Below are 24212 nucleotides of genomic sequence, written 5' to 3'. Positions count from 1 at the left end.
GACATCCAAAGAATGGAGAGTCGGAAACTAGACAAGAATTTTTGTGCCACTACTTGGTAGCTGGTATATCTTTCTCAAAATAGATGGCAATTTGGCGTTAAAAGATCTTATGGGGAGCCCGTAGGGAATTAGGGGAGAGTAGAGTTAGGGCGATATAATCTAGGGCAGCTGATAAGCGGGTTTCTGTAATTTAGCAGGGGGTGGGGCTAAGAAAGCGCTGGCAATCCGCAGCCCGTGTACCTAGCGTTTATTTTGCCGCGCACAGACCTGGTGTACCGCTTCCGCTGAGTCCACCAAGCGTTTAAAGCGGCTTTCAAAATTATGGTTTAGATAGAGTCAGTGTTTTGGCGAAATACCCAGCCGATTTAAAATAGGTGGGATGTTTTCGGAAATAGCGCCGCGCTTTTTAGGGTGCAGCTGCCGGCCACTCCAGTCTACTAGCTCTAAATAGTGATCCAGCTGAAAAGGCAAGCCTTTAAGCATATCCCGGTGCTCCCCGCCCACCAGTGGCATTAGGCTTTTGGGCTGCTCGCCTGAGATGGCTGTGTGAATGCGTTGCTGGATCGAAGTGTAATCGGATTCTTCTGACGTTTTAGCGATACCGGCACGGATAGGGTTGAGGTCCACGTAAGCGAGGCAGGCGGCAAGGGCTCTTTCATCCAGCGAGGCCTGAGACTTGAAACGCCCTTCCCAGAAACAACCGGTGCAGTTGTCCTCGGCATTGGCCTGGCGGGCGATGGACTCGTTCAGGCAGCGCATAAATCAGCTGATATTCATTAGGAGTTCCCGCCATAGAAAGGCGACTTCTTTTAGTCTGTTTACTTCAGCGTGATCGAGGGTATCGCCTTGAATATAGCGCTGGACTAAGCTAGAGGCTTTGAAGAGCTTTTGCCAACGAGTAATTACCTTATCATCAGAATCTGTGTCGATGTATAGCATTATGTGGTAGTGATTACTTATTACCGCATAGGCAGCAATATCTAGCGCAAACACCTCGGCCAATTTATGCATACGGCTTTAAATCAATTCGTGCCGATGCTCGTATTCTTTTCCGGATTCAGTATCTCTGGCACAAAGAAATGCACGCCGCACACAGATGGCAACATTTAAAGATAGAAAAGTATCAGGAAGGAAAAACTTGTAAACTGAATTTGACCTGACGGAGCACCTTTTTAAAAACTGGTAACTGTCAGACCGAGTCTGAACTACTACATTTAATACATACCCTTTAAGCCGATTTAAAGTCTCCGCTGCCTTCAAATAGTGAGGCAGTTTAGTTTGTCCCTGCCAAACAGTTTTGACATCAGGCTCACCATCGCTGTTTCGCTCCAGAAAGCCTCCAATGCCTGGTAACATACGATTTATATCTTTCATATTTGGAGGTTGATTTGGTGAGGAGTTTTTATCTTGTTTTATCCATACCATATGCCACTCTTTTTCAGCTTAGACATTCGTCCACAGCTCATCAATTCTTTCTTATCAGCTTAAAATAGTAATCCAACTGAAAGGGTAGGCCGTAAAGCTGTTTAAGTCTTAGCCGTCTGTGAGAGATTTCTCTCTAGTATGTTTGTAAAAAAATAACTCTGCATTTCATATAGTGTTGCTTATGTTGTCAATCTAGATTTTTGTAGCTTATTGACCTTTCTTCCTAGAGCAATGATGAGGGGTGGCATGCCCTACACCTCTCACTTTAGTCAAAAAAATTGAACAAAGAGTTTGCTAGGTGTGCTTGACTATATGATGGTTGTAACAGGTAAAAATGTTGTCTTTTATGTGTGATAGAACTTTTTGTCGTGCAAAATTTAGTCTCAGTTTCGAAGGTTACATAACCATTTTTTTGTGAGGTTTTTCATTTAGCTTAAATCCTTTTACTCCTAGTTTGAAATGTGGATGAAAAATTCCTTAATTGAGGTTTTGTAATTATTTTGGGTTTTTGTATGATGTTTGTTTCGCAGCTGGTGGTTTTTCTACTTTTTCTGATTATGGTTTTGCTTTAATGGGAGGGTGGCAATGAAGGTTGGATTTCAGTCGCTTACGTAGATTTTATTTCCATTGATCTAACTTTGTTTATCTGCAACTATTAAAAACAATTAAGCTTAGCTTAAAATGAAGAATCTAAAATTTATGACCGTGCCTTGGTGTTGTAGTCAAAAAATAGATTCTGTAACCTTTGAACGATAGGGATTGTGATGAAAACCATTCAGTTTGGAAAAGTAATAATTCATAAAAAAGAACAAGCCAATGGTAAAGAGGCGATTCTTTACGCACATGGTTCATATGATAAGGGATCTTTTGGTGAGGCCAAAGTGCCAGAGACATTAGCTCTATACTTCTACTCTTTTCATGGCTCTGCATCCTCTGATCATGCAGTCAGAAGCTTGACAAAAACAGGCGAGCCTGCGGACGGAAAAAATAGTGTAGCAGATTTTGGAGCTAAACAGTTTCTCAATATGGGATCAGGAAAAGTGCACTCTATAGCTGGTGGTGGTTCTGAGGTTTACAATTATAATCTTTCATATAATGAAAAAAGTCCAGGTCATATGGATAATATAAAAAAGGCATGGGAGAGCGGTCTTCATAATCATGATTTGATTTTGGTTGAAGAAGGAGCCCATATTCATTTGGATGATGTCCTAAAAGCCATTACTGAAAATAAGCTAGGTTATAACAAGCTTCACTTTACTGCCTGCCGCTCGCCGAGCAGCGGAAATGATCTTAGCTCTCAAAAACAGTGGGGCTAATTTAGAGTAGAGTGTTCACTCTAGTTTAAAAGCTGCAAAATTTATAAAGGCCACTTATCTCCATGACCACAGGAGGTAGGTGGTCTTTGTTATTTGTGATTGGTCTTTTGAATTAGATACTTTAGTGATTGGAATATCTTTTTATTATTAACCCCAGTTGGTGCGAGCTATTTTTGCGATGATGTATCATAAAAAATATAATTGTCCGCTTTGTTGAAATAAAATTCGGTATTTTTTTATTGGGATTTTACCTGTCAGTAATTTCAGGTTCCGCGAATTTTCATTCGTATTTTTAAGTGAGTTGCACCTTGTTTTTCCATGAAAAAATTTCATGTGTAACTAATTTCAGCGGAAAATGTATCTGCATTTTATTTTTTTGAGTTTATATTTTTTTGGATTTACATTTTTCTTGTTGAACGTTACGCCTTATTAAAGAGTTTGATGTCATTATTATCAATTTAAGAATTGGTGCTATTGACAAAAGTTTATGGAAGCGTGGAAAGTTGGCGGGCTCTTATGGGAGTGTAAATAAATAATAAAATTAAGGCTTAGGTTATGAGAAAGGCTGTTTCCAATATCTCGATAAAAACTGCTCTATCATTGTGCGTACTTGCGTCATCAACTATAGGTTTTGCTCAAAGTGTTTCTTCGGTTGAGGCTGCCAACAATGGCGTTGGGCTAAAGCGCTGCGGTACAGACCACCCATCAATTCAGGAAGCTGCATTAAAAGAGCAGCATTTTTCTACTCTGCGTAGTGTATCAAGTGATAGAAGTGTGGCGCACGCATTGCGCCCTGCAGGTTCTGTAGAAGTTGATGTTTACTTTCATGTAATTACTGACACAGCTAATAATGGAGCGCTTTCTAATAGTGAGATTAATGCGCAAATGGATGTGTTGAATGATGCTTACGCAAATACTCCATTTAGTTTTAATTTAGTTTCAACCACTGTTACAGCAAATAATTCTTGGTATAACGTTGGTTACAATTCTTCGGCTGAGCAGTCAATGAAATCTTCCTTACGAGTTGGCGATGCCGGGGATTTGAATATCTATGTAGCTGAAATTAGTGATGGCCTACTTGGGTGGGCTACATTCCCAAGTAGTTACTCCTCTGATCCACTTGATGACGGCGTAGTAATTTTAACTGGTTCTGTGCCTGGAGGTGATGCTGCGCCCTACAATGAGGGGGACACCTTAACTCATGAGGTTGGCCACTGGTTGGGTCTTTATCATACGTTCCAAGGTGGATGTTTTGGCCGGGGAGACTACGTCTCAGATACTCCTGCGGAGAGATCGGCTGCTTATGGCTGCCCTGTTGGTCGGGATACCTGTACCAGGGGAAGAAATGCTGAAGGGGAAGATCCGGTAACTAACTTTATGGATTACACTGACGATAGCTGTATGTATGAGTTCACTGAAGGTCAGGCCACTCGCGCGGATGAGCAAAGCGCGACTTATCGTGGTCTTTAACAGTTAAGGGGGGCTTGTTCCCCCTTCTTTAATTATGAATAAAGAACATTATTTATTTTTAGTGCTGAGCTTATTTGTTTTTGCTAGCCCGGATCTTTTGGCTCAAAGGCTAGCTGTTCCAGAGTACGTGACTTGTGATCGAAACCAATTAACTTCATGGCAGGGAGACATCACAAAACTTGTGCGAGTGAAAGATGGAGTCAAGCTTTGGATTGCTACTGACCATGGAACAAATGAGGTTCTAAATTTGAATATGCCAAATTGGCAAGAGGTTCTAGCGCAGTTCCGTATCCATGGCCGCTCTTTTCATTCCAGCGATTGGGAGAAATTCATTGATAATAAGGGGAAGCTTAAGGTTGGCATAAAAGCGATTGTTTGGTTATGTAATACTGAAGGTATAAGCCCGGTAATCAATTGGCAACCAGCCTCAGAGTGAAATCTTACTATAGGCGGAGAAAGAAAATTTTTGAATCTTATGCTTAAGCGATTATTTTGAGTGCATAAGGTTCTTAGATCAAAAGTATATTGGTGTGATTTTATCCGTGACATAAATTGCAAGAAAAAGAACTATAAAAGTGCCCGTTATCCATATACTTGATTCCATTATAGATAGAGAATGCATTTCCATTTTATGGGTTTCTGCTTGTGAGGTACCATAGGTGTGCGGTGCTGAATTTGGGGCACATTCATGAGAGCAATGACCAAGATTAGGCGCGGCTCCATCTTTTCCCGGAAGGGTCATACATCCATGTTTTAAGTGATTTTTTACCAGCCAATAGTTAATAGGGTAAGCAGTGATACCTCCAACAATACTTGCCAAGCTCATACGAAACCAAAAGGTAGCATTTGATGGGTCTTCAGAGTTTGGCCATAGAGAAGTCAGTATAACCATAGCGGGTATCATTCCAGCCATAACCATATTCATCGATACAGTTTCAGCAAAGAAAGTTTTACCCACTGCTTTTAAGTAGTTTCCCTGATACATATTTCGCATCATCAATGCCTGAAAAATAAACAGACCACAAACAAAGCCAGCCAAGTACTCAATTATGGAGTCCCATCCATTGGTGAGGCCCAGTGTGGGTACAATAGATGCTGCGATAAGGATTCCAGTTGCATCACCTGCAAGACAATGCATTTCGCTATTTACACTTTGCTTCCATGTGGCCCTAGTGAATTGATCGTGGCCGCCAGGAAAAGGACGGCGACAGGTGAGTAGGTAGAAGATTAAGCCGATAACACCGGTATAAAGAATTACTAATACCCAAGCCAGGCGCTGAACCAAGCTGGTTGGCGCATTAGTGATTGAGTCCCAAATAACAAAAACTAGGCTGAGACCCGTAAGAATAAACCAAACAAGCATTGCTCCGGTTAACATATAGGCTACCCATGATTGAGGGGACGGGGCCCGTGTATATAAAATAATTATATCTTCTGAGCAATCAAGTAGGCGTGTAATTCTGACTGTTGATCGTACTCCAGATGTCTACAAATACAACCAGATGAAATAAGGAGTTGTACAAATTTATTTGTGCCTAAGGTGGAGTAATATAATTCCGGTCCCATCGCATCATTCGTATGATAGTCCTCTTTATCTGTTCCACCAAAGGAAAATATTAGAACGCCTTCCTTGTTTAAGTAAGACGCTAGATTCCTTATTGTTTCCTCTTGTTTTTCAATTGGTATATGCCAGATGCTATCCCACGCACTTATAAAGTCATATTTTCTTGTGGCTTTCCACTTACATATATCCTCTAGATAGAAGTTGACATTAGGGTACTTATCCCTGGCGATCTCTATCATTTTCTCAGAAACATCAATTCCCTCGGGAGAAAATCCTTCAGTTAGCAGAAGCTCGATATGCCTTCCTGTGCAGCCACACCCTACATCTAGTGCGGAGCCTCTATTTTTTACAAAGCCAAGTGCCCGCTTATACTGGCTAATACCGTTGTTCCTGTTGAACTCTTTACGTTCCCATAGATGTGTGATGGTATCGTATGCTATCCCGGTTTGTTTCGGTTCCATAATTGTAAATTCTGTTTACGAGTTTTATTTAATGATTGCTGCACGCTTTTTGTTTTGTAGATTCGTTAGAGTTTGATTTATTTGAGGCGAATACTTCAACACCTATAATTATAACGGTCGCCATGAGTATCCACACGAGCTACTTCATGCCATTTTAAGCTAGTGTAACTTGTAGTGGGTTGCCAATAAGGTAATCCATCAATGGTTGCCTCATAGGGCGCCGTGAATGGCTGTTAGTAGAGCTGAAAAAATTAGAATTCTAAATGGAAGTCTGCATTTGAATAGTTTGTCCTGTATCAGGATATATAGAACTATTGCAGTGACGCCATACATCGATTGATATCAATAGAGCTATATATACTTCTATTTTGGTATTCCCTGGTCGATAAATCCAGAATCAACACCAAACCAAAAGCTTCCATCCATATTGTTAAAATACATATATCTTATATTTCCACCACTTGGAACTGGGGTCTTGCTTGTAAATTTCTCTTTTTCTGTGTTAAAGGCAAAAATGATGTTTGGAATCTCTCCAGTATCAGCGAGCCAAAGTTGGTTATTGTTGTCCAGTGCTGTTCCGTAGGGGCGTGGATTCTTACTGGGTAGCTTCCACTCTTTAAACTCCTTGGTCGTCGGAGTATAACGCCCCAAATAGCCTTCTGGATAATCAACGTACCAAATATTGCCGGTAGGATCGATTTCCAGTCTGCGAGGGCGAGCATTTGGGCGTGGCAGGTTAACCTCACTTATGGCCATGGTTTTTGCGTCTACTCGCGCTAACTTGTTGGTGCCAAATAGAGCTACCCAGGGGTTTCCCTGAGCATCAATCTTAATACCATAGGGGCGAGCATTAGCGGTTGTTGGGGTGGCACTTAGAACTTTGCCACTCTGTATATTTAGCAGGCCTATGCGGTTACTTTGCTGGGCCGTGAACCAGATATTTCCCTCTCGATTGAAGATTAACGTATGTGGGTCTTTGATACCTTCAGGCATTGGATACTGTTTAATTTGCCCATTCTTGGTGTCTAATCGCCCAATATGCGCATTGCGATTACCTGCATACCAAACAATATCGTTTGAATCCACAATCAGGTTATGAGGGTGAGTGCCTTCAGGTATTTCATACTGCTTAAACTCTTCAGAGGTCGGTGTAAACTTTCCGATGTAGTTACCCGCTTGTCCACAGAACCAGACATTACCTTTACTGTCTACATGCGGGTCTCTGGGGAGTCCCTCCCAGGGCACCTTCCATTCGTTTAATTTAAGTTTGTCAGGTAAGTTATCTTCTTGAGCAGCGGCGTTCGTCAGTAGAAAAGGGAGTGTGGTAAGTAGCATGACTAAGGTGAGATGATAAATTCGCCAGGAATGAATGCGCATTTTTCTCTCCAAGAGTTATCTATGTTGGTAATCAGTCATGCTGTGGTGTAAGGCGCCTAGACATATAGCAGTTAAAGGATAGGTGAATTTAGGTTGGAGTTGTCTGATTCTAGTCATTATATGTAGTGAGCTAAGCTTCCTCATCTCATTAAAAATACATGATTAGCGGGAATTTATACATAATTAGATGGCTTGCTACTTTTCCAATTGGTACGTCTTGTTCACCGTTTTTCGGGCAGTTGAGCAAGTTGTTGGTCGGTGTTACCACTATTTAATGGCTTAATTAGTATTTAATTTTATGAGCTGCAATATTCTCGATGAAAACTCATTCTTCAGTACTATTTTTATAATTTTACAGTTGGATATTGAGGGCGTATATTGCGGGCCTTAGCTATAGGAGGTCATTTATGCTACAACGTCTTCGCCGGCCTGAAATTCTTTTGCTTATTCTGGCAGCTTCGATGCCGCTCTCATTTGCTGTTTGGAATACGTTACTTAATAACTTTGTTATTGAAAAGGCAGCATTTACCGGTGCAGATATTGGTTTGTTGCAAAGTGTGCGTGAGATACCTGGCTTTTTGGCCTTCCTAGTGGTCTTTGTATTACTTTTTGTCAGGGAGCAGAGACTGGCGATAATCTCCTTGGTAGCAACTGGCCTTGGGGTGATGCTAACGGGGCTGTATCCTTCATTGACCGGGTTGTTACTCACTACACTTTTAATGTCTACGGGATTTCATTTTTATGAGACCTTGCAGACTTCCCTGGCACTCCAGTGGTTTCCCAAACAAACAGCAGCAGTTTGGATGGGGCGTATGGCTGCCGCAGGTTCCTTTGCCGCGCTTCTGGCTTATGGTTTGGTATGGGGATTAATGAACTTCGCAGGTTTGGATTATTCCTGGGTTTATTTAATTGGTGGTGGCGCGACCATTGTCATTGCTTTAGGTGCCTGGGTCCTTTTCCCTCAGTTTGCTCAGCCCCACAGCCAGCATAAGAAGCTTATTCTGCGGAAACGCTATTGGCTCTATTATGCGCTCACGATGATGAGTGGGGCTCGCAGGCAGATCTTTATAGTATTCGCTGGTTTTTTGATGGTGGAAAAATTTGGATACAGTGTGGGGGAGGTTGCTGCTCTCTATACGGTAAATCATTTACTTAATTTGTATATCGCACCGAAGATCGGACAGTTTATCGTTCGGTTTGGCGAGCGCCGTATCCTCACTTTGGAATATATTGGCCTGATACTGGTATTTGCGGGTTATGCGCTGGTAGAAAGTGCTGCGCTGGCAGCGGCATTATATATTATTGACCATTTGTTTTTTTCTATGGCAATTGCGATTAAAACCTACTTCCAGAAGATAGTCGATGAGCGAGATATCGCAGCTTCAGCTGGAGTCAGCTTCACTATCAATCATATTGCCGCAGTGGTTATCCCTATAGTATTCGGCCTGCTGTGGCTTGTCTCTCCGCCAATGGTATTCTTTGCGGGGTCTTTAATGGCCTTAATTTCTCTTGGGCTGGCACAGCTGGTTCCAGAGCAGCCGTTGCCCGGTAATGAGGTTAGGGTTGGGCAGTATTCTGGGGCTACCTAGAAAGAGTTGAAATGGAGTTTTTGTTCCATTATTCTTGGCGGCAACTTAAACAAGACAATTTACTATGAAATACGCGCAAGAACTTCTGTCTATATGTTGCTGTCAGGCAGCCTGCGTGCTTCTGTAAATTTATTCGGAAGCGTTTTTGCTTCCGTAGAGTCAAAGAACCCGGAGCGAAAGCGCCGGGTTTTTTTGTGGCCAGGTGGCAGAGAGGAAATGCGACGGTCTGCAACACCGTTTTTCACCGGTTCGAATCCGGTCCTGGCCTCCATTTATTCTGTTGATCTATGGATATATGCTTGGCAAGCTGTCTTTTGTATAGCCCCGCCCCTTTTCTTTTCTCGGCTTGCTGTTAAATTCCGATGATCCCGCCAAAGAGCCAATAGTTGTCTGGATTATCCGGGCAGGCAGTAGGTCCACACTCTGCGAAGGTTATGAATATATTAAGTGTGGTAATTGAAAATGCAGTCACTATGGCCGTTTTTCCGAGTGCTCTCTGATCTCGAAAGCTAATAAATATGGGTTTCCCATATTGCTTATTAAATGCACTGATAATTGCGATGCCAATAATTGTCATGTAGAAGATAATCAGTGCCCAGGTGTAATAGTGATATCCCATTAATGGATCGCCATAACCTGGTGTTCCGGGAATAACATGTAGGCTGACTTGGCGCAGTGCGGTAGCGGCACCAAATAGCGCTGACAGTGTAGCCAGGCTGTAATGTAGTGGGCGATTGCCATAGAGTACATTTAGCATCAGGCCAAATAAGACTCCTGTGAGCCCAATTCGTTGAAGCAAACAGAGAGGGCAGGGCATTTCTCCATTCACTAATTGAAAGTACTCTGCGGCGACGAGTACGGCACATACGGCGAGTATGCCCAGTGCATTAAGCTCTCGAAATGTTTGCCCCATTCACCATCCTCTACAAGGCTAAGTTGAGATTGTCGCCGGTGTGATAGCCCAGCCAGGCGATGCTTGATATCAAGGCAAAAATGAATGTTGCGGTTGCTAGGGTGTGGTAATTCTTCACGGCTAGAGCCATTGCAAGGAGATGGAAGAGAAATAGTAGGCTCATCATAATGAGGCGCCCCTCGGTTTTTGCATCGAACTCACTCCAACCACTTCTTCAATCGTATAAAAAAACACCACTTCTTACGATAGTTGTAGAGGTGAGGGTGGGGCGATACAGGTGATGACCTACCTGTCAGGGTTGGCTAACTGATACTCGATTCGTCGATTTTGAACATTGCTGAGTCGTTTGAAGGGAGGAGCAGTGAATTTAGTTGGTTCGACAGTCTTGAATAGTGCGAACTTAACCAAATAAATTTGTCTTTAGGTTAATGTTGGCGGACTTTGTTTGCCAGCTGGGCTTCTTCCCTGTTTAATGCTGGCTTTGGTTTCCGGCGACTGTCGGGAAGCACTTGTCATCGTAGATGCGTAGAAAAGTGGTACGTTAGGGTATCTCTGAAAATTTAGTAACTATAAAAGTAGCTAGGAGTTGTACTTATGGCACAGATCAAAGCTTTGGATAAAAAGGCACATGGCAACCTGAAACTCACCCAAGACATTACTTTTGACCATGTAAGCAGTAATCACGTCCTGCCGCTGGTAGTTCAGGAGATAGTACAGGCAGCCCAGAGCTACCCGATCCTGTTCGTTAAAGACCAGAATGCTGATCAGTTTAAAGTTGTGGCGCTCACGGGCTTGCGCCCTGGTGAAAACCTTTTCTCGGGCGCTGATGGCTGGAATGGCAGCTACATTCCGTTGCAAGTGCGTACTTATCCGTTTGTTTTGGTGAAGAACCCAGACAACGCTGATCAGGCCATACTGTGTATCGACGAAGACTCCAAGATGTTGAGCGACTCTGAAGGTGAAGCGCTGTTCGATGGGGAAGGCGAGCAAACTGACTTCCTGAAGAATCGCGCCCAGGCGGTGGTTGAAACTGCACAGCGTGTTGCAGTGACTGACTCTTTTATCGAGTTCCTGGTTTCCAAGGACTTGCTGACCCAGAAGAAACTGACTCTCCGTGTTAGCGAAGATGACAAGCCTTACGATCTGACAGGTTTCTTTGTTATCGATGAAGAAAAGCTTAACAAGCTGTCTGATGAAGACTTCTTGGAGCTGCGTAAGCGTGGCGCGCTGCCGGCAATCTACGCCTCTATGATGTCCTCTATGCAGGTTCAAAACCTGATCCGCAAGAAGCGCTTGAACTAATTGCGCTTTGCCCGGCAGCTGAGTCTGCCGGGCGACCCTTCTAGCCGTGACAGGCGAACTCGCCAAATCTTGTCTTGATCCCATCTCACACTCGTACCACTATTGTCTCCCTCTGACGCTTTAGCTCACAAATAATAAGATGAAAAACGTGGCGCGATTCTCTCTTCGCTATTGGTTCGCTTGGTTGGTTCTGTTTTACGGTGTTTGGTTGTTCCTGATTTTACAGGGCGAGAACCTGGCCCTGGCGCTCGAGCATTGGTCCATGGCCCTGGCGATGGCGCTGGGTAGCTATGCCGCAGGTTCTACGCCGATGGGAGGCGGGACAGTTGGGTTTCCCGTGTTGGTGCTGTTTTTTGATATGCCGGCAAGCCTGGGTCGCGACTTTAGTTTTGCGGTTCAGTCGATAGGGATGGTCAGTGCCAGCTTGTTTATTCTCTGTCGGCGCCAGCAGTTGGCCTGGTCGATGTTGCGGGGGGCACTGCTGGGCTCTCTTCTGGCGACTCCCGCCGGTATCCTACTGTTTGCCCCTCTGATACCCGAACTCTGGGTGAAGCTTTCCTTTGCCGTCCTCTGGGGCAGTTTTGGCATTTTTCATTTGTATCGCCTCAGCGAAATTACTGATTGTGAGCACGCGGGGGACCCTCAGTGCCCAACAGATTTTCGTGTCGGCTTGCTATTGGGTGCTTTTGCCGGCTTTTGCGTGGTGGCAGTTACCGGTGTGGGTGTGGACATGCTGGTGTATGCGGCTCTTGTGTTGTTGAGCAGGGTGGATCTCAAGGTGGCGATCCCTACATCCGTGGTGATCATGGCATTTTGCTCGGTACTCGGAGTAATAGTGAAGTCGCTGGCGGGAGATTGGCAGCCTGGGGTGTTTGGGAATTGGCTGGCGGCGGCACCCGTAGTGGCCCTGGGGGCGCCTCTGGGCGTATTTGTTGTTAGCTTGCTGGGACGCAAACCGACCCTGTTGATTGTGGCCTTCCTGTGCGTTGTGCAGCTTGTGTGGACTTGTATGTCCGAGAGTGAGGCTATGAAGGGATATGGCGGTCCGCTAGTAATACTGGCATTGCTGTGCTGCCTGGCGGGGTTTGAGTGGTTGCGGGCCCTTGGTTTGCGCAGGGAACAAGTGCGAACGCCTGCAGCAACTTCAGGTACTACTGCCCTTGAGTCTGATAGTGCCGGAGCAACCGTTATGGAAGCGAATGGTGTGGTGCTGCCCGAGTAGTTGATTTTTGGATTGCGTTCGCCGGGCGAATTCTGGCGAACTATTCTCAGAATCAGATAAAAACTGTTGAGCTTTTGATTGCTGCCCAGACTTGGGCCTGCTAGATAATTTGGGAATATGGCTGGGGCGGAAGGATTCGAACCTTCGCATGACGGGATCAAAACCCGCTGCCTTACCGCTTGGCTACGCCCCAGTTTCAAGGTTCACAAAGAATAGTCTCTGTGATTTGAAATGGTAGCAAGGGGGAGACTCGAACTCCCGACCTCAGCATTATGAGTGCTGCGCTCTAACCGGCTGAGCTACCTTGCCATTTCTTTTGTTGTCTCGGCTGTCCCGAGGGCGCGCATTATTAAACGATGGGCCGGGGGTGTCAACACTTTTTTTGTATTCTTTTCAGATAGTTAGCGATTTTTTTCATCTGATGCCCGGGACTGCTCAGAACCACGCTTGGAACTGATTGCGGCGAGGGCAGAACCGAGTACTACGGCGCCGGCGCCGGCCCAGCTAATCCAGTTGAGCGGCTCAACTGTAATATAGTTGGGCCAGATAGAGCTAATCAGCGTACTGAACAATAGGGTGATGACTGGCACTAATGACAGGGTTGCGCTGACACTGGATGCCTCCCAGTGCGCTAGTGCCTTGCTAAAAGCCCCATAGGCGATCAGCGTATTGGCGGTGAGAAACGCTAAAAGCGCCCACTCGAGCCAGCCCAGGTGGGAAACCTTCATTGGCTCCGCCATGGGCAGGAAGAACAGGGTCCCTGCGATATAAATCACTACCAGTAAATCCTGGGGTGTTGCGCGGCTCAATATTTTCTTCTGGAAAAAACCGTAAATAGCCCAGGTGACAGCGGCGATCAGGATATAGCCGAGCCCTAGCAGGTATTCGCCGCCGGCGCCACTGGTCAGCTCTTCCAGGCGCTGGTTAAAAAATAGCAGTAGCCCGATTACTACCAGTACCACGCCGCTCCACTGACGCAGAGAGAAGCGCTCTCCCAGCCAAAGCACGCTGGATATCAGTAGAAGCAGGGGGGCCAGCTGGATTACAACCTGAGCGGCACCAGGGGTGATGTAATTGAGTCCACTGGCGTAGGCGAGGTAGTTCACAAGAAGGCCGGCAACGGCTAGGAAGGTGAAAAGCAGTAAGCCGCGACTGAATAGTGGCTTGAGCTGTAATTTGCGCGCTTGTCCGTAGTAGGCGCCCGCTAACAGTGCTGCACCGGCAAAGCGATACCAGGTGGCGGTACCGGGACTGATGTATTCGAGAAGTCCTTTGAGAGCGATGGGCAGGGTTGCCCACATAAATACGGTAATCAGCGCCAGGGGCAGGCCGACTTTCCAGTTTGATTGAGCCATGGAATTTACACGGGTGGCGCGCCTCCCCGAGGTGGGGAGGCAAAAAAAGGAGAGGCGGTTAGACGTTAAAACGGAAGTGGATTACGTCGCCGTCGGCGACAATGTAGTCCTTGCCTTCCAGGCGCCATTTACCCGCGTCTTTAGCGCCGGCCTCACCGTTGTTGTCAATGTAATCGCTGTAGCTGATCACTTCTGCGCGAATAAAACCCTTTTCAAAATCGGTGTGGATTTTACCGGCGGCGTTGGGAGCGGTGGCGCCCAGTGGGATGGTCCAGGCACGAACTTCCTTCACGCCAGCGGTGAAGTAGGTGTGCAGGCCCAGCAGTTGGTAGCCGGCGCGGATCACGCGATTCAGCCCCGGCTCTTCCATACCCAGTTCTTCCAGGAACTCCTGCTTCTCTTCGTCGTCCAGCTCGGCAATTTCCGCTTCGAGCTTGTTGCAGATAGGTACCAGTACCGCGTTCTCTTCAGCAGCGATGGCAGCTACAGCATCCAGGTGCGGATTGTTCTCGAAACCATCTTCGTCCACGTTGGCGATATACATGGTGGGCTTGATAGTGAGCAGGCTCAGTTCGCGCAGGTCCGCCAGTTCGTCTTCTGAAAGCTCGAAAGAGCGCAGCGGCTTGGCTTCATCCAGGTGTGGCTGGATTTTTTCCAGCAACGCTTTCATCTTGATCGCGTGCTTGTCCTGCCCCTTGGCGGCGCGGGTAAAGCGCTGTAGGGCCTTTTCCACAGTGTCCAGGTCGGCCAGGGCCAGCTCGGTGTTGATCACCTCGATATCCGCTACCGGGTGTACCTGGTTGGCGACGTGGATAACGTTATCGTCTTCGAAGCAGCGCACAACGTGGGCGATAGCGTCGGTCTCGCGGATATTGGCGAGGAACTTGTTACCCAGACCTTCACCTTTGGAGGCGCCCGCAACCAGACCGGCAATATCGGTAAATTCCATGGTGGTGGGAATTACCTTTTCCGGCTTGACGATCTCAGCCAGCTTGTCGATGCGGGGATCTGGTACCGGCACGACCCCTGCATTGGGCTCGATGGTGCAGAAGGGGAAGTTTTCCGCATCGATACCCGCTTTGGTCAATGCGTTGAATAGGGTGGATTTGCCCACATTAGGTAGGCCGACAATACCGCAAGTAAAACCCATGGTGATATTTTTTCCGTTTGCCCGAGGCGCATACAGCGCGCTCTGCTAATTGCGTTTGAGGTCCGGTAGTGGTTGCGCTGGCGGGATTTTGGATGGGCGGGATGTCTCGGCCACCACAGGGTCCGGGCCAGCCGGGAAAATACCGGCAATTTAGCGCAGCACACTATCGAGATTTCCGCGGCAAAAGGCAAGCCGGCGGGTGGGATCTATTTGTTGGTGTGCAGCGTTTTCATGGCTGCGCCCCAGTCGCCGGAAGCGGCGGTGGGCAGAACGTCGATCGAGCGATCGATCGCATCAGCCAGTGTTTCCTGTTCCGCCCTGGGGGCTCGCTGGAGTACAAACCGGGCCACTTCGCTCGAGCTGCCGGGGTGGCCAATGCCGAGTCGCAGGCGCATAAAGTTTCGGTTGTTGCCCAGTGCGGCAATGATATCCCGCAGGCCGTTGTGTCCACCGTGACCGCCGCCGGCTTTCAGGCGCGCGATACCGGGGGCCAGGTCCAGCTCATCGTGAGCGACCAGAATGGCTTCCGGGGGAATCTTGAAGAAGTTCGCCAGCGGGCCGACAGATTGGCCACTGCGATTCATATAGGTGGTGGGAATCAGCAGCCGGATATCCTGGCTGCCGACCCGCACACGGCCAGTGAGGCCGTGATACTTGCTGTCGAGGCTGAGCTGGGTGCCTTGTTGGCGGGCCAGCTCGACAACAAAGTCGGCACCGGCGTTGTGTCGCGTCCGATCGTATTCCGGTCCGGGGTTTCCCAGGCCGACAATCAACTGGATCGGAGTATCCGGTGCCGCAGCCAAGGCGATTACTCTTCGCCTTCGCCAGCTTCGGCTTCAGCTTCCACAGCGCCGCGAGGCTTGTGGATAGAAGCTACAACCAGGTCGTGGTCTGCACCGTGGCTCAGCGCCACAGACTCAACACCTTCCGGCAGTTTCAGGTCGGAGATGTGCAGTACGCCGTCCATCTCCAGGTCGGCCAGGTCCACTTCGATGAACTCAGGCAGCTTGCCGGCAGGAGCGTTAACTTCCAGCTCGGTCAGGGTGTGGGAAACGATACCGCCAGCCTTAACACCTTTGCTGCTCTCTTCGTTCAGGAAGTGCAGAGGTACTTTAACGTGTACTTTGGTGTTGGCAGATACGCGCTGGAAGTCGATGTGCAGCAGCAGGGCTTTAGCCGGGTGACGCTGCAGGTCGCGCAGGATAACTTTTTCTTCTTTGCCGTCTACGTCAACAGTCAGCATGGAGGAGAAGAAAGCTTCGTTTTCCAGAGCTTTGGTCAGGTCTTTGTGCAGCACGGAGATAGAAGCAGGCTCTGCTTCACCGCCGTAGATGATGCCGGGTACACGGCCTTCCAGGCGACGCAGGCGGCGGCTCGCACCTTTCCCTTCATCGCTGCGGGCAATGGCGTTCAATTTAATATCAGACATGGGATAAACCTCGGGTTGTCTGTCCAGAGTGACCTGCGACCGGACCGCTCTGGCATGGATGTTAAATGGGCACTGGGCCCAAAGTAATCGCCCGGCAGTGCCGGGCGGGCGCGTATTCTACGGGAATCAGCGCTAAAGGCAAAGTGCCCCGGCATGCGGGGCGCAGGGATACCTTGATCGGCAAGTTCCTAGCGGAACATTGCGGACAGGGATTCCTCATTGCTGATACGGCGCATGGACTCGGCCAGCATTGCAGACAGGGTCAGCTGGCGAATTTTTGGTGCCTTCTCCATTTTGTCACCCAGGGGGATGGAGTCGGTAACCACCAGCTCATCCAGAACGGAGTTGTTCAGGTTGGTGATGGCGTTGCCGGACAGTACCGGGTGGGTACAGTAGGCGACAACTTTCTCGGCGCCGTGCTCTTTTAGTGCGTTGGCGGCGTTACACAGGGTGCCGGCCGTGTCGACCATGTCGTCTACCAGCAGGCAGGTGCGGCCGCTGACTTCACCGATAATGTTCATGACTTCAGCAACATTGGCGGCTGGGCGGCGCTTGTCGATAATGGCCAGGTCGCAGTCGAGGCTCTTGGCCACGGCGCGGGCGCGCACAACACCGCCGATATCCGGGGATACCACCACCAAGTTCTGGTACTTTTGGCGCTCGATATCGTCGAGCAGGACAGAGGAGCCGTAAACGTTATCCACAGGAACGTCGAAGAAGCCCTGGATCTGTTCCGCGTGCAGGTCGACGGTTAATACGCGGTCGATACCTACGCTTACCATCATATCGGCAACCACTTTTGCGGAAATCGGCACGCGCTGGGATCTTACGCGGCGATCCTGGCGGGCGTAGCCAAAGTAGGGGACTACAGCGGTAACGCGGCCGGCGGAGGCGCGGCGCAGGGCGTCTACCAGCAGGATCAGTTCCATCAGGTTGCGGTTGGTGGGTTGGCAGGTGGATTGCACCACGAAAACGTCGCGGCCGCGTACGTTATCGGTAATTTCTACTGCAATCTCGCCGTCGGAGAAGCGCTTGACCGTGGCTTCACCCAGGGGGATCGCCATATGGTCGACAACCTTCTGTGCCAGTTCCGGGTTTGCGTTGCCGGTAAAGACCATTAAGTCAGCCACTGCGAGTTCCTTTAATTCTGTCTTGAAGTGAATTGAAGTGTAGATGCCTGCATATTTGCTAGCAGTCAGGGTTTTTGCTGCAACACTTTTGTGTTGAGCGGCGCACTGTTGCGCGGATAAAAACAGGGTTTTGGCCACAGTTTTTTTCCTTGCTCAACGGGTTGCTCTGGGTGCGTGCTCGCACAACCATCGGGCGCTTGCATTCAAGCCTGCCTTCAGGATTCTTTAAAAATTGGGGAGTGGCTCTGTAAAGCCCTGTGCGAATGGCCTGGGCCGGCTGGATCAGCGTAGACTGAATCATGTCGGAACCGGTTTTTGACTGTGCCATTGCATATAAAGAAAGTGGCTGGGGCGGAAGGATTCGAACCTTCGCATGACGGGATCAAAACCCGCTGCCTTACCGCTTGGCTACGCCCCAGTAATGTTTCCTCAAAAATCTGAGGAGATTTTCGCTAGCGCTTGATGTGTCGGTGAAACCAATACACCCGCTGCTGTAAAACCCTGCCACACTTCAGGCAGTTTGGCGTGTGCCTCAATGGCTGCCTCTGCCGTAGGGAATGCCGCAAAAATGCAGCCCCCGGTGCCGGTGAGTTGTGCTGGAGCAAATTGCTCGAGCCATTCTCTGGCATCGCGTATTTCAGGGTAGAGCTTTTCAACTAATGGCTGGCAGTCATTGCCGGAAAATGTTTCCAGTTTTTCGCTGCCGAGTCGCATCTCGTTGGCCTGCTCCTCGCGAAGGGCCGCTAATGTAATTGCGACTGAATCTCTTGTCAAACGTGAATCGCGAAAAATTTTTGCAGTGCTCACTTCGCAACCAGTTGAGACAACCAGGTAGTGGCGTTGCTCGGTGGTTATTGGGGTTAATTTTTCACCAACCCCTTCCGCCCAAGCGGTGCGCCCGCGCACAAAAACTGGAACATCCGCGCCCAATTGCCGCCCCAGCTCCGCCAGTTTATCGATCGATAAATTACACTGCCATAAGTGGTTGAGCCCGAGCAAAGTGGTGGCGGCATCGCTACTGCCTCCACCGATGCCGCCGCCGTGAGGCAACTTCTTTATCAACCGAATAGAGGCGCCGAGAGAATTTTGTCGGTCCGGCTCAGCTTGTTTGCGCAGCAATTGGGCTGCGCGATAAACCAGGTTGTCTTCTTCAGCTACATCCAGCTGGCCGGCATCGACACTGACAATGCCATCGCTGCGCTCACTGAATTCCAATAAGTCGCCGAAATCGAGAAGTTGGAACAGGGTTTGTAACTCGTGATAGCCATCCGGGCGACGGCCGAGAATGCGCAGAATCAGGTTGAGTTTTGCTGGAGCGGGCAGGGTTAGCAGCATGAGGCAAAAAGGAGTCAATCAATTACAGGATCGCCATAATACCTGCATGCTGTGATTTGGGCATTGGCAGAGTTATGTGAAACTCTCTACAAACCCCAGTCTTTAATCACCAGGGTGACGGATACCGGGCCAGTGGGACTGTTGGTTTGTGCTTTGATCCGGGTTGGCAGCATAAAGGAGCCTTCGCTGCGATACTCACTAAAACTCAAGGCCCAGCCGGATTGTTGTAGGCTTTGCAGCTGGCCCTGGGCGTTGCGCTGCTCACCACTTTTGGCGCCGGGCGCGGGAAGACCGCGCACCCAGTAGAACATCTCCCGAGCGGGCAGGGGCCAGCCCAGTGCTTCCTGGGTTAGCTGTGCCGGGTTGCGCGCATAAATTGGCGGCTCGCTACCGCGCACCAAACTGACTCCACCGGCTGAGCCGGTGATGACGGTAGTGCCCGCTCCGAGCGGACCGCTGAGATGCAGGCGAAAATTCTCTGCACCGCCCTGAAGCCAGGCCAGGTTAGCGCTGCCGTTTTCTTTGGGGGAGCGAACACCCAGCTTGCCCTTGAGATTCCACTGGGTAAATTCAGCTACTGTTTGCGGTGCCGGATTTTGATTTTCAGTGGGGGAACCTGGCTCCGGTTCTTGTTTGGTTTTTTGTCCGGCACAGGCGGAAATCATTATTGCCAGACATGCCAGCAATAACAGATAGAATCTTCGCGCGGTTGTCTTGTCAGCTATCTGATGCATGTTGTTCCAGTGACTCTTCGATTTGTAGGCGCTTCATGGCAGCCGGAATAATTTTGCTGTGGGGATTCAGCAGAAGACCTTTTCTCCACATTTTCATGGCGGCTTCTCTGTTTCCCTGAACCCAGAGTACTTCACCGAGGTGTGCGGCAATTTCGTGGTCGGGCAACTTTTCCATCGCCTGCCGCAGATACTTTTCCGCAGCTTCGTGATTGCCGAGACGGTACTCTATCCACCCCATGCTGTCGATTATTGCCGGGTCCTCAGGCTCGAGTTCCAAAGCGCGGCTGATCAACTGGTAGGCTTCTGCGTGCCGGGATTTATCTTCAATCAGTTTATAGCCGAGTGCGTTGAGAACTGTGGCGTTATCGGGATTTCTTTCCAGCAGGTCTCTCAAGTCCTTTTCGAATTGTTGTGCGTTGCCGAGTTGGTCATGCAACAGCGCGCGGGTGTACATCAAGCGACCGCTGGTGCTGTTGGTTTGTAATGCCTCGTCTACTCGCTGTAAAGCCATACTGGCTTCACCACTTTTGCGAAGTAATTCGACCTCCATCAGGTAAAAATGTTCTTCCTGAGTGGGGTGTTTTTTTCTCAGTTCAGCAAACCACTCCCGGTTAGTGTTGTACTGTCCGAGGCTCGCCAGTAATTCCGTACCGCGAGTAATGGCTTCTACGTAATCACTACCAGGCCCCACTTCGCGGAAATATTTAATTGCATGGGAAAAATCTCCAGATTTTTCTGCAATGCTGCCCAGGTAAAAATAAGCAGCGGATTCGTGCTGCTGTAATTCAAGTAGTTGGGTAAAGAGGACTTTGGCCTCGTCAGTTTGCTCGGTCTCGTACTGAATTAGGGCCAACGACAAAATCAGGTTGCCATCTTCAGGGCGCTGCTTAACCAGTTCGGCAAACTGCTTGCGTGCTAGGGCCAGGTCCTCCCGAATCAACAGGCGGGCATACTGAAGGCGCAGGCGGCTCTCGGAAGGATGGATGCCGACGAGTCGCTCGAGAAGGGAAATGGCTTCCTTGCGCTTGCCCTGATCAACCAATAGATGACTTTCCAGCAGTGGTGCATCCAGTTGGTCTGGATGGTGCTCTTGGACGCGGCGCACCAGGGACAGGGCGCGGGCGAATTCCCTTTCGGTGCGCAGTACCATGGCATAGGCGAGCACAACCTCGTCATCGAGGGGATAGACTTTTGCCAGTCGGGCAAACTCCCGCTTGGCTTGTTCCGTGAGTTGCTCGTGCCCAATAGCGGTTGCTGCGAGAGATTGCATGGGTGGGTTGCCGCCGAGTTCCAGGGTTTTACTGGCGTGAATCAGGGCTGTGTGTAAGTCGCCGGACAAAGTCAGCTCGGCTGTGAGGGCTAGCTGTGCATCGGCGTTTTGTGGCTCAAGCTCTACCCATAGCCTGGCTGAATCCAAGGCGGCCTGGCGGGCATTTAAAAAGCGGGCAATGCGTGTAGCGCGGGCGGCAACCCCGGGATCTTTGGTGACCTCCGCCTGGTGGTAGTAATTGGCTAGTGCAACGTCGTACTGCTCGCGGATACCGGCGACTTCGGCCACCAGAAGGGTGTAGAAGGTATCAATAGGGAAAGTTTTAGCTTCCGGCCCTTCTGACTCAGTGGTTTCCTTTCCCTTAAGGTTGCTCGGCTCCAGTGCTGTGTTCACGGTTTCTGTAGAGGGGGCCGCCGACGTCTGGTGCTGGGTACAAGAAGCAAGCATTACGGATACTACAAGGAATGCGGCAAGCTTGAGCAAGTGGCTGGAAATTCGGGCCGGAAGCTGATGTGCGCGAGGTGGGAGCATAGATCGTGTCCATACGTTACGTTGTCGCTGAAAGCTGGGTATTACTGGCGTGTTTTAAACGATTATCGCCATATAATTCTAGTCGTGAATCGGGTTTGGAACGGTAGTGGGCAGGGGCTCTTGCCAAATCGGCGGGCAATTTTACTGCCTCTTACGCTTGCAAGGGAGACGGCTGCCTATGAAAATGCGCTCCCAGTGCGGTTTCCGCCTTTTAAGATTTAATACTAACGGAAGTCTATGCCAATTCTTACCCTGGGTATCAACCACGATAGCGCGTCGGTCGAAGTGCGCGAGCGGGTGGCCTTTGCCCCCGAGGTGATGCCCGGCGCACTGGGAGATGCGCGAAAAGCACTGGGGTGCCGCGAGCTGGCCATCCTGTCTACCTGCAATCGCACCGAAATATACGGAAATGTGGAGCCAGAAGCCTTGTTGCAATGGCTATCTGAATACCACCAGGTGCCCCTGGAGCAGCTCAAGGGCTGTGCCTATGTGTACAGCGATGAAGAAGCGGTACGCCATATGATGCGCGTTGCCTGTGGTCTCGATTCCTTGGTGTTGGGTGAGCCGCAGATCCTCGGCCAGATCAAGTCCGCCTATGCGGTGGCGCGGGAATCCGGCAGTGTTGGCAGTGAACTGCACCGGGTATTCCAGCGGGTGTTTACCGTCGCCAAGAAGGTTCGCACCGAAACTGCAATCGGTGAAAACCCGGTTTCTGTTGCCTACGCTGCTGTTTCTCTGGCTTCGCGTATCTTCACCGACCTGAAAAAGCAGACTGCCCTGTTGATCGGTGCGGGAGAGACCGTGGAGCTGGTTGCCCGCCATTTGCTCGATCAGGGAATCAAGCAGGTCATTGTTGCCAACCGCACATTGAGCCGGGCCCAGTTGCTCGCAGAGAGCTTTGGGGCCGAGGCAATCCTGCTTGCGGATATCCCCGAGCATCTGGCGCGCGCGGATATCGTTATCAGCTCCACCGCGAGCCAGCTGCCGATCCTGGGTAAGGGAGCGGTCGAATCGGCGCTGCGCAAGCGTCGGCACAGCCCCATGTTTATGGTGGATATTGCGGTACCCCGTGATATCGAATCAGAAGTTGGCGAGCTGGATGATGTTTATCTGTATACAGTGGACGATCTGCGCGGGGTTATTGATGAGGGCAAGCGCTCCCGAGAGAAAGCAGCGGAGGCCGCTCAGGAAATCGTAAATGCTGCAGCGGCTGAATTTACCAAAGAGAGCCGCTCTTTGGAGGCTGTGGATAGTATTCGGAGCTACCGGCAGCGAGCCCAGGAAGTGAGCACTTCCGAACTTGAACGGGTACTTTTGCAGCTGGAAAAAGGCGAGGACCCTCGTCGACTGATGGAGCAGCTCGCTCGCTCTCTCACTAATAAATTAATTCATGCACCCACCGTCAGTCTGAAAAAAGCCACGGCGGAGGGTGATATTGAGCGTTTGCGTATCGCTCGCGAGGTCGTTGGGTTGGATGATCTCACCGATATCGATTTAGAGAAAAAGCATCAATGAAAGAATCGTTACTGAATAAACTGGAAACCTTGCTTGAGCGCCACGAGGAAGTATCTGCGCTGTTGGGCGACGCCGACGTAATTGCTGATCAGGATCAATTCCGCGATCTTTCCCGCGAGTATTCTGAGCTGGAAGAAGTGGTGAAATGCTACGGCGCTTACAAACAGTTGCAGGAAGATATGGTCGCGGCTCGGGAGATGCTGGGGGAAGATGACCCGGAAATGCGCGAAATGGCTCAGGAAGAGCTGCGCGAGGCTGAAGGTCAAGTGGAGCCGCTGGAGCGAGAGCTACAGACTTTGCTGTTGCCGCGCGATCCTAACGACAGAAAAAATGTCTTTCTGGAAATTCGCGCAGGAACCGGTGGTGATGAAGCAGCTATTTTCTCCGGTGATCTGTTCCGCATGTACTCTCGCTATGCGGAGAAGCAGGGATGGCGAATAGAAATTGTCAGCGAAAATCTCGGTGAGCACGGCGGTTACAAGGAAATTATCACTCGCGTCGCCGGTGAAGATGTCTACGCAAAATTAAAATTTGAGTCCGGTGCGCACCGGGTACAAAGGGTTCCTGAAACAGAATCCCAGGGTCGTATTCACACTTCGGCTTGTACGGTCGCGGTGATGCCGGAGCCGGATGAGCGCGATGCGATTGAAATTAATAAAGCGGATTTGCGTGTGGATACCTACCGTGCATCCGGTGCCGGTGGTCAGCACGTTAACAAAACCGATTCCGCTGTGCGCTTAACCCATATTCCCACGGGGATTGTGGTGGAGTGTCAGGACGAGCGCTCCCAGCACAAAAACAAAGCCAAGGCGATGGCACTGTTGCAAGCGAAGCTCAATACTGCGCAGGAAACGGCGGCGGCCCAGGAAATTTCCGATGCCCGCCGCAGCCTGGTGGGCAGCGGTGATCGCTCTGAGCGAATCCGTACCTACAACTATCCCCAGGGCCGGGTTACCGATCACCGTATCGGCCTCACTCTCTATAAACTCGATGAGATTATGCAGGGGTCTCTGGGGGAGGTGATCGGGCCATTGCGTACGGAATACCAGGCCGACCAGTTGGCGGCACTGGCCCAATAAATCCAGATTTTTTACGCCGCCTCGAGCGGCGTTTTTATAGGTTTT

Annotated in this window: 24 protein-coding genes and 4 tRNA genes; 9 read left to right on the top strand and 19 right to left on the bottom strand. The window is 49.6% G+C overall.

The features are described 5' to 3' along the window. Nucleotides 1-336 precede the first annotated feature (336 nt). From ACJJIM_RS15440 to ACJJIM_RS15430, 3 genes are read right to left on the bottom strand one after another with little or no spacing between them, the layout of a single operon-like run. Nucleotides 337-759 carry a hypothetical protein gene (locus ACJJIM_RS15440; RefSeq protein ID WP_413663089.1) on the bottom strand — a complete coding sequence of 141 codons (423 nt, stop codon included), beginning with the start codon at nt 757-759 and terminating at the stop codon, nt 337-339. Between the two features lie 3 nt (nt 760-762). Further along, nucleotides 763-1011, bottom strand: a complete 249-nt coding sequence (locus ACJJIM_RS15435) for a hypothetical protein (protein WP_413663088.1) — start codon at nt 1009-1011, stop codon at nt 763-765. Between the two features lie 6 nt (nt 1012-1017). Continuing rightward, the gene (locus tag ACJJIM_RS15430) at nt 1018-1425 is read right to left on the bottom strand and encodes a hypothetical protein (protein ID WP_413663087.1); all 408 of its coding nucleotides are present in this window, start codon (nt 1423-1425) and stop codon (nt 1018-1020) included. Between the two features lie 764 nt (nt 1426-2189). Here ACJJIM_RS15430 and ACJJIM_RS15425 point away from each other — a divergent pair. From ACJJIM_RS15425 to ACJJIM_RS15415, 3 genes are all read left to right on the top strand, one after another. Then, nucleotides 2190-2741, top strand: a complete 552-nt coding sequence (locus tag ACJJIM_RS15425) for a putative adhesin (protein ID WP_413663086.1) — start codon at nt 2190-2192, stop codon at nt 2739-2741. Between the two features lie 555 nt (nt 2742-3296). Continuing rightward, complete coding sequence (locus ACJJIM_RS15420) at nt 3297-4211, top strand: zinc metalloprotease (RefSeq protein ID WP_444911403.1); 915 nt, start codon at nt 3297-3299, stop codon at nt 4209-4211. A gap of 34 nt (nt 4212-4245) precedes the next feature. Next, nucleotides 4246-4647 (top strand): hypothetical protein, encoded by a 402-nt coding sequence (locus tag ACJJIM_RS15415; protein ID WP_444911402.1) that lies wholly within the window; start codon nt 4246-4248, stop codon nt 4645-4647. 78 nt (nt 4648-4725) lie between these two features. Here the strand turns inward: ACJJIM_RS15415 and ACJJIM_RS15410 are convergent, their stop codons facing one another. From ACJJIM_RS15410 to ACJJIM_RS15400, 3 genes are all read right to left on the bottom strand, one after another. Further along, on the bottom strand, nt 4726-5589 hold the full coding sequence (locus tag ACJJIM_RS15410) for a DUF4396 domain-containing protein (RefSeq protein WP_444911401.1): 864 nt from the start codon (nt 5587-5589) through the stop codon (nt 4726-4728). 47 nt (nt 5590-5636) lie between these two features. Further along, entirely contained in the window at nt 5637-6236 is a 600-nt protein-coding gene (locus ACJJIM_RS15405; RefSeq protein WP_413663082.1) for a class I SAM-dependent methyltransferase, read from the bottom strand. 363 nt (nt 6237-6599) lie between these two features. Then, entirely contained in the window at nt 6600-7613 is a 1014-nt protein-coding gene (locus ACJJIM_RS15400) for a Vgb family protein (RefSeq protein WP_413663081.1), read from the bottom strand. A 407-nt stretch (nt 7614-8020) separates the two neighbouring features. On the opposite strand from ACJJIM_RS15400, the gene ACJJIM_RS15395 reads away from it, so the two are divergent. Both ACJJIM_RS15395 and ACJJIM_RS15390 read left to right on the top strand, forming a co-directional pair. Beyond that, on the top strand, nt 8021-9202 hold the full coding sequence (locus ACJJIM_RS15395; RefSeq protein WP_413663080.1) for an MFS transporter: 1182 nt from the start codon (nt 8021-8023) through the stop codon (nt 9200-9202). 196 nt (nt 9203-9398) lie between these two features. Next, nucleotides 9399-9473: transfer RNA gene (locus tag ACJJIM_RS15390), tRNA-Cys, on the top strand. Between the two features lie 81 nt (nt 9474-9554). Here the strand turns inward: ACJJIM_RS15390 and ACJJIM_RS15385 are convergent. Beyond that, nucleotides 9555-10115, bottom strand: coding sequence for a disulfide bond formation protein B (locus ACJJIM_RS15385; RefSeq protein WP_444911400.1), 561 nt, complete (start codon nt 10113-10115; stop codon nt 9555-9557). 10 nt (nt 10116-10125) lie between these two features. Continuing rightward, on the bottom strand, nt 10126-10278 hold the full coding sequence (locus ACJJIM_RS15380) for a DUF5993 family protein (protein WP_444913398.1): 153 nt from the start codon (nt 10276-10278) through the stop codon (nt 10126-10128). Nucleotides 10279-10709: 431 nt separating this feature from the next. On the opposite strand from ACJJIM_RS15380, the gene ACJJIM_RS15375 reads away from it, so the two are divergent. Continuing rightward, nucleotides 10710-11417, top strand: coding sequence for a SapC family protein (locus tag ACJJIM_RS15375; RefSeq protein WP_413663078.1), 708 nt, complete (start codon nt 10710-10712; stop codon nt 11415-11417). A gap of 139 nt (nt 11418-11556) precedes the next feature. After that, nucleotides 11557-12639, top strand: coding sequence for a sulfite exporter TauE/SafE family protein (locus tag ACJJIM_RS15370; RefSeq protein WP_444911399.1), 1083 nt, complete (start codon nt 11557-11559; stop codon nt 12637-12639). A gap of 118 nt (nt 12640-12757) precedes the next feature. On the opposite strand, the gene ACJJIM_RS15365 is transcribed toward ACJJIM_RS15370, so the two are convergent. The 11 genes from ACJJIM_RS15365 to ACJJIM_RS15315 form a co-directional block, all read right to left on the bottom strand. Continuing rightward, nucleotides 12758-12832, bottom strand: a tRNA-Gln gene (locus tag ACJJIM_RS15365). Between the two features lie 39 nt (nt 12833-12871). Then, nucleotides 12872-12948: transfer RNA gene (locus tag ACJJIM_RS15360), tRNA-Met, on the bottom strand. A 92-nt stretch (nt 12949-13040) separates the two neighbouring features. After that, complete coding sequence (locus ACJJIM_RS15355) at nt 13041-13994, bottom strand: DMT family transporter (RefSeq protein WP_413663076.1); 954 nt, start codon at nt 13992-13994, stop codon at nt 13041-13043. Between the two features lie 58 nt (nt 13995-14052). Further along, nucleotides 14053-15144, bottom strand: coding sequence for a redox-regulated ATPase YchF (gene ychF / locus ACJJIM_RS15350; protein ID WP_413663075.1), 1092 nt, complete (start codon nt 15142-15144; stop codon nt 14053-14055). 206 nt (nt 15145-15350) lie between these two features. After that, nucleotides 15351-15947, bottom strand: a complete 597-nt coding sequence (pth, locus tag ACJJIM_RS15345; RefSeq protein WP_444892988.1) for an aminoacyl-tRNA hydrolase — start codon at nt 15945-15947, stop codon at nt 15351-15353. 5 nt (nt 15948-15952) lie between these two features. Next, nucleotides 15953-16573 carry a 50S ribosomal protein L25/general stress protein Ctc gene (locus ACJJIM_RS15340; protein ID WP_413663073.1) on the bottom strand — a complete coding sequence of 207 codons (621 nt, stop codon included), beginning with the start codon at nt 16571-16573 and terminating at the stop codon, nt 15953-15955. A gap of 188 nt (nt 16574-16761) precedes the next feature. Then, nucleotides 16762-17691: a ribose-phosphate pyrophosphokinase gene (locus ACJJIM_RS15335; protein ID WP_108735320.1), complete on the bottom strand. Its 930-nt coding sequence runs from the start codon at nt 17689-17691 to the stop codon at nt 16762-16764. 355 nt (nt 17692-18046) lie between these two features. Continuing rightward, a tRNA-Gln gene (locus ACJJIM_RS15330) sits at nt 18047-18121 on the bottom strand. A gap of 11 nt (nt 18122-18132) precedes the next feature. Beyond that, nucleotides 18133-19038: a 4-(cytidine 5'-diphospho)-2-C-methyl-D-erythritol kinase gene (ispE, locus tag ACJJIM_RS15325; RefSeq protein ID WP_444911398.1), complete on the bottom strand. Its 906-nt coding sequence runs from the start codon at nt 19036-19038 to the stop codon at nt 18133-18135. 86 nt (nt 19039-19124) lie between these two features. Then, nucleotides 19125-19772: a lipoprotein insertase outer membrane protein LolB gene (gene lolB, locus ACJJIM_RS15320; protein WP_444911397.1), complete on the bottom strand. Its 648-nt coding sequence runs from the start codon at nt 19770-19772 to the stop codon at nt 19125-19127. After that, nucleotides 19756-21573, bottom strand: coding sequence for a tetratricopeptide repeat protein (locus ACJJIM_RS15315; RefSeq protein ID WP_444911396.1), 1818 nt, complete (start codon nt 21571-21573; stop codon nt 19756-19758). Before ACJJIM_RS15315 ends, lolB begins: the two co-directional genes overlap by 17 nt. 237 nt (nt 21574-21810) lie before the next feature. On the opposite strand from ACJJIM_RS15315, the gene hemA reads away from it, so the two are divergent. Further along, nucleotides 21811-23088 (top strand): glutamyl-tRNA reductase, encoded by a 1278-nt coding sequence (gene hemA, locus ACJJIM_RS15310; protein ID WP_444911395.1) that lies wholly within the window; start codon nt 21811-21813, stop codon nt 23086-23088. Then, nucleotides 23085-24167: a peptide chain release factor 1 gene (prfA, locus tag ACJJIM_RS15305; protein WP_282933938.1), complete on the top strand. Its 1083-nt coding sequence runs from the start codon at nt 23085-23087 to the stop codon at nt 24165-24167. Before hemA ends, prfA begins: the two co-directional genes overlap by 4 nt. The last annotated feature ends 45 nt before the right edge of the window (nt 24168-24212 follow it).

The sequence above is a fragment of the Microbulbifer maximicatervae (SeqCode) genome (genome assembly GCF_052467615.1).
This window is presented reverse-complemented; position numbering and strand designations above follow the sequence as displayed.

Coding starts and splice junctions, on each gene's coding strand:
- lolB (WP_444911397.1), bottom strand. CDS start 19,772: ATGCATCAGATAGCTGACAAGACAACCGCGCGAAGATTCTATCTGTTA.
- ACJJIM_RS15375 (WP_413663078.1), top strand. CDS start 10,710: ATGGCACAGATCAAAGCTTTGGATAAAAAGGCACATGGCAACCTGAAA.
- ACJJIM_RS15370 (WP_444911399.1), top strand. CDS start 11,557: ATGAAAAACGTGGCGCGATTCTCTCTTCGCTATTGGTTCGCTTGGTTG.
- ACJJIM_RS15340 (WP_413663073.1), bottom strand. CDS start 16,573: ATGTCTGATATTAAATTGAACGCCATTGCCCGCAGCGATGAAGGGAAA.
- prfA (WP_282933938.1), top strand. CDS start 23,085: ATGAAAGAATCGTTACTGAATAAACTGGAAACCTTGCTTGAGCGCCAC.
- ACJJIM_RS15400 (WP_413663081.1), bottom strand. CDS start 7,613: ATGCGCATTCATTCCTGGCGAATTTATCATCTCACCTTAGTCATGCTA.
- ACJJIM_RS15430 (WP_413663087.1), bottom strand. CDS start 1,425: ATGGTATGGATAAAACAAGATAAAAACTCCTCACCAAATCAACCTCCA.
- ychF (WP_413663075.1), bottom strand. CDS start 15,144: ATGGGTTTTACTTGCGGTATTGTCGGCCTACCTAATGTGGGCAAATCC.
- ACJJIM_RS15395 (WP_413663080.1), top strand. CDS start 8,021: ATGCTACAACGTCTTCGCCGGCCTGAAATTCTTTTGCTTATTCTGGCA.
- hemA (WP_444911395.1), top strand. CDS start 21,811: ATGCCAATTCTTACCCTGGGTATCAACCACGATAGCGCGTCGGTCGAA.
- ACJJIM_RS15385 (WP_444911400.1), bottom strand. CDS start 10,115: ATGGGGCAAACATTTCGAGAGCTTAATGCACTGGGCATACTCGCCGTA.
- ACJJIM_RS15435 (WP_413663088.1), bottom strand. CDS start 1,011: ATGCATAAATTGGCCGAGGTGTTTGCGCTAGATATTGCTGCCTATGCG.
- ACJJIM_RS15380 (WP_444913398.1), bottom strand. CDS start 10,278: ATGAGCCTACTATTTCTCTTCCATCTCCTTGCAATGGCTCTAGCCGTG.
- ACJJIM_RS15405 (WP_413663082.1), bottom strand. CDS start 6,236: ATGGAACCGAAACAAACCGGGATAGCATACGATACCATCACACATCTA.
- ACJJIM_RS15315 (WP_444911396.1), bottom strand. CDS start 21,573: ATGCTCCCACCTCGCGCACATCAGCTTCCGGCCCGAATTTCCAGCCAC.
- ACJJIM_RS15440 (WP_413663089.1), bottom strand. CDS start 759: ATGCGCTGCCTGAACGAGTCCATCGCCCGCCAGGCCAATGCCGAGGAC.
- ACJJIM_RS15425 (WP_413663086.1), top strand. CDS start 2,190: ATGAAAACCATTCAGTTTGGAAAAGTAATAATTCATAAAAAAGAACAA.
- ACJJIM_RS15420 (WP_444911403.1), top strand. CDS start 3,297: ATGAGAAAGGCTGTTTCCAATATCTCGATAAAAACTGCTCTATCATTG.
- ACJJIM_RS15410 (WP_444911401.1), bottom strand. CDS start 5,589: ATGTTAACCGGAGCAATGCTTGTTTGGTTTATTCTTACGGGTCTCAGC.
- ACJJIM_RS15415 (WP_444911402.1), top strand. CDS start 4,246: ATGAATAAAGAACATTATTTATTTTTAGTGCTGAGCTTATTTGTTTTT.
- ACJJIM_RS15355 (WP_413663076.1), bottom strand. CDS start 13,994: ATGGCTCAATCAAACTGGAAAGTCGGCCTGCCCCTGGCGCTGATTACC.
- ACJJIM_RS15335 (WP_108735320.1), bottom strand. CDS start 17,691: ATGGTCTTTACCGGCAACGCAAACCCGGAACTGGCACAGAAGGTTGTC.
- ispE (WP_444911398.1), bottom strand. CDS start 19,038: ATGCTGCTAACCCTGCCCGCTCCAGCAAAACTCAACCTGATTCTGCGC.